The 6,194-nt window shown below is 73.1% G+C and carries 5 protein-coding genes and 2 pseudogenes; 6 read left to right on the top strand and 1 reads right to left on the bottom strand.

The features are described from left to right. Window positions 1-480: pseudogene (locus IE249_RS37450) on the top strand (hypothetical protein); the annotation flags it as partial. A gap of 90 nt (window positions 481-570) precedes the next feature. Here IE249_RS37450 and IE249_RS16160 read toward each other — a convergent pair. Continuing rightward, window positions 571-1,167: a biotin transporter BioY gene (locus IE249_RS16160; protein WP_189705529.1), complete on the bottom strand. Its 597-nt coding sequence runs from the start codon at window positions 1,165-1,167 to the stop codon at window positions 571-573. A 466-nt stretch (window positions 1,168-1,633) separates the two neighbouring features. Between IE249_RS16160 and IE249_RS16165 the strand changes: the two genes are divergently transcribed. From IE249_RS16165 to IE249_RS37455, 5 genes and pseudogenes are all read left to right on the top strand, one after another. Then, window positions 1,634-2,842, top strand: a complete 1,209-nt coding sequence (locus IE249_RS16165; protein ID WP_189705530.1) for an ROK family transcriptional regulator — start codon at window positions 1,634-1,636, stop codon at window positions 2,840-2,842. Between the two features lie 239 nt (window positions 2,843-3,081). Then, the gene (locus IE249_RS16170) at window positions 3,082-4,155 is read left to right on the top strand and encodes an ABC transporter substrate-binding protein (protein WP_189705531.1); all 1,074 of its coding nucleotides are present in this window, start codon (window positions 3,082-3,084) and stop codon (window positions 4,153-4,155) included. Window positions 4,156-4,160: 5 nt separating this feature from the next. Beyond that, complete coding sequence (locus tag IE249_RS16175; RefSeq protein ID WP_373304395.1) at window positions 4,161-5,021, top strand: ABC transporter permease; 861 nt, start codon at window positions 4,161-4,163, stop codon at window positions 5,019-5,021. Beyond that, a complete protein-coding gene (locus tag IE249_RS16180) occupies window positions 4,997-5,731 on the top strand; it encodes an ABC transporter ATP-binding protein (RefSeq protein ID WP_189705533.1) in 735 nt (244 codons plus the stop codon). The genes IE249_RS16175 and IE249_RS16180 overlap by 25 nt, the downstream gene beginning before the upstream one ends. Next, a pseudogene (locus tag IE249_RS37455) lies at window positions 5,728-6,194 on the top strand (LLM class flavin-dependent oxidoreductase); the annotation flags it as partial. The gene IE249_RS16180 and the pseudogene IE249_RS37455, both read left to right, overlap by 4 nt.

The following is a 6,194-nucleotide window of genomic DNA, read 5'->3' on the forward strand; positions in this document are numbered from 1 at the left end:
AAGGACAGCGGTGACCTCAAACTTCTGGTCGTCGGTTTCGACGGGTTGAGGATCACGAATGTGGCGGGCTGCTCGGCGATTGCGGAAAAGGACCTGCCGCCCGGTTCGAACAGCGGGTTCAGCTGCGGGACCGGCCCGCTGGCCGCCGGGAAGTCGAAGTCGTACGTGGTCGAGGCGTCGTACGACCTCGGCAAGGAGGGGAGGATCTGCCTGCCGGTGCAGACCGCCGACGGGAAGAAGACCTACTGGCAGCAGGGTCCGGTGCCGTTCGGCACGGTGAATCCGTCGCCCAACGCCCCGGTCACGCCGCTGCTGCTGGGCACCGACAACAAGCCGGTGGCGCCGGGCGGCGACCAGTTGCCGAAGACGGGCGCGGGCCGTGACCTGCTGCCGCTGGGCGCGGGCGGCGCGGCGCTGGTGGCCGCGGGCGCGGCGGGCCTGTGGTGGTCCGCCCGACGACCACGCCCCCACCGGACCTGACCGGCCGCGAGGCCGCGAGGCCGGGTATGCGGAAGGGCGGCCGGGGTGATCAGCTCACCCCGGCCGCCCTGACGCTTGGTCAGAGGCGCGTCAGCGCCGGCCCGCGAGCTTCCAGGCGGTGGGCAGCGCGCCCATCGCGAGGGCGGCCTTCAGCGCGTCGCCGATCAGGAACGGGGTGAGGCCGGCCGCGACGGCGGCGGAGGCGGACATACCGGTGGCCAGGGCGAGGTAGGGCACGCCGACCGCGTAGATGACCGCCTCGCCCAGCACCATGGTGGCCGCCGTGCGCCACACGCTCCGGTCGGCGCCGCGGCGGGCCAGCGCGCCCACGAGGGTGGAGGCGAGCAGCATGCCGAGGATGTAGCCGAAGGAGGGGGCACCCGCGCCGGAGGCGCCGCCGGCGAACCACGGCACGCCCGCGGTGCCGGCGAGCGCGTACAGCGCGAGGGCGAGGAAGCCGCGGCCGGCGCCGAGCGAGGTGCCGACGAGGAGGGCGGCGAAGGTCTGGCCGGTCACCGGCACCGGGGAGCCGGGCACGGGCACGGAGATCTGGGCGGCGAGCCCGGTGAGCGCGGCGCCGCCGGCCACGAGCGCGACGTCCCTGACCCGGTCGGAGATCCTGGTGGACGGCAGCAGGTCGGCGAGGACCGACCCGGTGCGGGCGGGGGCGGCGGCAGCGGTGCTCATGGGGACTCCGCGGGGTGAGGGCAGTTCGGGACATCGCGACGCTATCCCAGCCCGCTCGCGCCGATCACCGTCAGCGCTCGACAAAGGGTGGAACGGACGCTTGGTCAACTTCGCACAAAGCGGGGGGCGTACACCCCTGACGACGTGATGCCGGTCACTGAGGTGGGGCGGTTTCCGCCACGTCGGCCGGCGTGCGGCGACTGTGGGTTCCCACCAAACGGCCGGGCGGCCGGGGCCCGCCGCCGCGGCCGCCGTCTCGCCGGTCGGTCGCCGTCTGGGCAGCGGTGGGCGCTTTTGCTAGCTTCGGGCGCATGGTCGCCCAGTCCCGGTTCTTCTCGTCGCGTCGCTACGTCGACCTGCGACGCCAGGGCACGGCCACATGTCGCCGCCGCGGGTAGCGGCGGGCTCCGGCACGCGCGCACCCGCAGCCAGCGCAGTGTCGGACCCGTTCCCCAGGGAGTTCCCCATGTCCCGTACCGCGGCAGCCACGTTGACGTCCCCCGTTCCCCGCGCCGCCGACCGCGACCGGCGCCGGACCAGTTCCAGTGTCGTGCTGCGCTCCGTGCTGGAGCACGGGCCGGTGGCGCGCAGCACCATCGCCCGTCTCACCGGGCTGTCCCCGGCCTCCGTGACGGACCACTGTGCCCGGCTCGCCGGACTCGGCCTGATAAGGGAGTCGGACGCGCCCCGGCGCTCCAACAGGGTGGGCCGGCCGCATGTGCCGGTCGACGTGGACGACGGGCGGCTCCTGGTGGGCGGGGTGCACGTGGCGGTGCCGTGCACCACGGTGGCGCTGCTGGACCTGCGCGGCCGGGTGGTGGCGGGACGGCGGCTGAAGCACACCGGCGGGGTGGAGCCCGCGCGTGTGCTGGCCGGGGCCGCCGAAGGGATCGGTGCGCTGGTGGCCGGGGCGCGGGCGGCGGGCCGCGGTGTGCTCGGGATCGGGTTCGCGGCGGGCGGCTGGGTGGACCGGGACACGGGGACGGTCGTACGGCATCCGTTGCTCGGCTGGCGGGACGTGCCGGTGCGGGACGTGCTCGGGGCGCGCACCGGGCTGCCCGTGCGGGTGGACGGTCACGCGCGGGCGCTGGTCAACGCCGAGCGCCTGTTCGGGCGGGCGCGGGGCAGCCGCAGCGTGCTGCACCTGTTCGCCGGCAATGTGGTCGACGCGGCCTTCGCCACCAACGACGAGGTGCACCACGGGCCGCGGTCCCAGGCGGGCGCGATCGCGCATCTGCCGCTCAGGGGCGGCACCGAGCCGTGCGAGTGCGGGCGCACCGGCTGCCTCCAGGCGGAGTTGAGCGAGCGGACGCTGTGCCGGCGGGGGCGCGAGGCGGGGATCGCCGACGGGGGCGATCCGATGCGGCTGGTGGCCGCCGCGGCGGCCGGGGACCTGAGGGCGGTACGGCTGCTGGTGGAGCGGTCCCGGATGACCGGCCGTGCGGTGGGGCTGCTGCTGGACGTGCTCAACCCCGAGACGGTGATCGTCACCGAGGTCGGCGCGATGCGCCGGGAGGACTGTCTGGCGGCGCTCCGGGACGAGGCGGGGGCGCGGCGCGCGACGGACGTGGTGCCGACCGGTTTCGGGGACTCGGTGCTCGCCGTGGCGGGCGGTGCGGTGGCGCTGGACACGCTGTACCGGGATCCGCTGGCCGTTTCACACGAAGTTAATTAATTCAGAAACTTCGAATGTTGACAGGGGTTGCGCGAGGCCTGGAATATCGTGTCCATGAGCCCGCTCACGAGCTGTCGCACCCTTTGTCGCTGACACGTTGACGCGCCCCGGAGCGCCTTCGACCTCCGGTTCTGTCTTTTCTGCGCGAATTCCATTTCCCGATCACCGCCCGCGCCGGGTGCGGAATTCCGTATGCCTTCCCGTTTTGTGACCGCTTTGTGAACCCAGGGAGTACTCCCATGCCCTCCGCGCCCACGTCCGGTTACGACCGGCGTCTTTTCCTCACCTCGCTGATCGGGGTGGCCGCCGCGACGGCCGGGCTCGGCGGATGCGCCGGATCGAGCGCCGCCGCGTCCAGGTCGTCCGCCGCCGACCTGTCCGCGCCGCTCGCCGGGAAGGTCCCGGCCGGCACGAGCCTGAAGATCGCGTCCTACCAGAACGTGCAGCAACTGCAGTTCAGGCTGGCGGGACTGCCGAAGCTGCCGTTCACCGTGTCGAACTGGCTGAACGTCGGCGCCGGCCCCGATGTCATCAACGCCTTCCGCGCCAGGTCCCTGGACCTCGCCAACAACGCGGGCATCCCGCCGATCCAGGCGCACTACCAGGGTTACGACGCGAAGATCGTCGCGATCAACCTGACCCGCAAGCCGAACTACCTCTTCGCCACCCGGCCCGGCAGCGACATCCGCACGGTGGCCGGCTTCAAGGGGAGGAAGCTCGCGTTCTCGCAGGGACAGGCCCAGGGCGTCGTGCTGCTGCGCGCGCTGAAGGAGGCGGGACTGACCTACGACCAGGTCGAGTTGGTCCCGCTGACCAGCAACCAGTTCCTCACCGCGCTGCGGTCCGGCCAGGTGGACGTGGCCCCGCTCGGCAACAGCCAGGCCCCGGCCTATCTCAAGCAGTACGGCCCGAAGGGGGCCCGCACCATCCCCACCGACGTGGTCGATCTGCTCAACCTGCTGTGGGCACCGGTCTCCGTGCTCGCCGACCGGGCGAAGGCGGCCGCGGTCGCCGCGTACATCCCGCAGTGGGCCCAGGGCCTGGTGTGGCAGTGGGAGCACCCGGACGCCTGGAACCGGGAGTTCTACGTCAAGACACAGAACCTGAGCCTCGCGCAGGCCGAGGCGATCACCCGCCTCGCCAACAAGCCGTTGTTCCCGCCCCGCTGGGACGAGGCGATCAAGTGGGAGCAGGAGACCGCCGACCTGCTCGCCGAGGGCGGCTTCGTGAAGCGGTTCGAGGTCGACGCGCTCTTCGACCGGCGTTTCGAGTCCATCGCGGCCCGGGTCGTGGCGGCCCAGTACCGGAGGTGAGCACCGTGTCCACGACGACCACCACGACCACGAGCGCGGCCGCCGCCCCGCCCCCGGCGGCCGGCGCCCCGGGCGTACGGCGGCGGACCCGCCGGAGCCTGTCCCCCGGCAAGCGCCTGCCCGCCGCCGGGCTGATCGGACCGCTCGCGGTGCTGGCCCTGTGGGCCGCCGCCTCCGCCGCCGGGCGGCTCGACCCCGGCGCGATCCCCGCGCCCTGGACGGTGCTGCGGACCGCGGGACACCTGTGGACCGAGGGCACGCTGGCCACCGATGTGGCGACCTCGCTGCGCCGGGCCGCCTACGGCTTCGCCATCGGTCTGACCGCCGGTGTGGTGCTCGCGCTCGCCTCCGGGCTCAGCCGGGTCGGCGAGGCGCTGATCGACGGGACGGTCCAGCTCAACCGGGCGATCCCCACCCTCGGTCTGATCCCGCTGTTCATCCTCTGGCTGGGCATCGGCGAGACCTTCAAGATCGCGATCATCGCGATCGTCGTCTACATCCCGGTCTATCTGAACACGCACGCCGCGCTGTCCGGCATCGACAGCCGGTTCGTCGAACTGGCCGAGGTGCAGGGCCTGTCCAGGCTCGCCTTCGTCCGCCGGATCGTCGTCCCCGGCGCGCTGCCCGGCTTCTTCGTCGGCCTGCGGCTCGGGGTGACCGGGTCCTGGCTGGGCCTGGTGGTGCTGGAGCAGATCAACGCCACCAGCGGACTCGGCTACATGATGTTCCAGGCGACCAACTACGGCCAGAGCGACGTCATCCTCGTCGGCCTGCTGATCTACGGCGTCTTCGGCCTGGTCTCCGACAGCGCGGTCCGTCTCGTCGAACGGAGGGTGCTGTCGTGGCGCCGCACACTGAACAGCTGACCGCCCCCGCCGTCCGCCTCGCGGGCCTGACCCGGTCGTTCGACGGGCGCACCGTCCTCGACGGCGTCGACCTGGAGCTCCCGGCCGGCCAGTTCACCGCCCTGCTCGGGCACAGCGGCTCCGGCAAGAGCACGCTGCTGCGGGCCGTGGCGGGCCTGGACCACGAGGTCGAGGGTGGCGGCGAACTGACCGCCCCCGAGCGGGTGTCGGTGGTCTTCCAGGACTCGCGGCTGCTGCCGTGGCGCCGGGTGCTGGACAACGTGCTGCTCGGCGCCGAAGGCAAGGAGGCCGCCGAACGCGGCCGGGCCGCCCTCGCCGAGGTGGGCCTCGCGGGCCGTGAGCGGGCCTGGCCGAGCGAGCTGTCCGGCGGCGAGGCACAGCGCGCCGCGCTCGCCCGCTCCCTGGTCCGCGAGCCGGAGCTGCTCCTTGCCGACGAGCCGTTCGGCGCCCTCGACGCGCTCACCCGGATCAGGATGCACGGCCTGCTGCGGGAGCTGTGGAAGCGCCACCGGCCGTCCGTGCTGCTCGTCACCCACGACGTGGACGAGGCGATCGTGCTCGCCGACCGGGTCCTCGTCCTCGAGAACGGCCGTATCGGCCTCGACCTGACCATCGACCGCCCGCACCCGCGCTCCTACCGGGACCCGCTGCTCGGCGAGTACCGGGAGCGGCTGCTGGCCGCGCTGGGCGTCACGGAGGATCTCGCATGACCCGCCAGTTGCACCTGAACGCGTTCCTGATGAACACCGGCCACCACGAGGCGTCGTGGCGGCTGCCGGAGAGCGACCCGTACGCGCACGTCGACCTCGCGCTCCCCCAAGCTCTCAACGAGCAGGGGGCACCCCCATCGTGAACCTCGCCCGGATCGCCGAGCGCGGCACCTTCGACTCGCTGTTCCTGGCCGACGGGCCGCAGCTGTGGAGCAACCTCGCCCAGCGGCCGGCCGGCGCGCTGGAGCCGCTGACACTGCTGACCGCGCTGGCGACGGCCACCGAGCACATCGGCCTGATCGCCACCGCCTCCACCTCCTACAACTCCCCCTACAACCTGGCCCGCAAGTTCGCCTCGCTGGACATCCTCAGCGGCGGCCGGGCCGGCTGGAACATCGTCACCACCGCCGGCGCCGAGGCCGCCCGCAACTTCGGCCTGGACGCCGAGCCCGCGCACGCCGAA

Origin of the sequence: Streptomyces anandii JCM 4720 (genome assembly GCF_014650655.1) — a bacterium.
Lineage (GTDB): Bacteria > Actinomycetota > Actinomycetes > Streptomycetales > Streptomycetaceae > Streptomyces > Streptomyces anandii.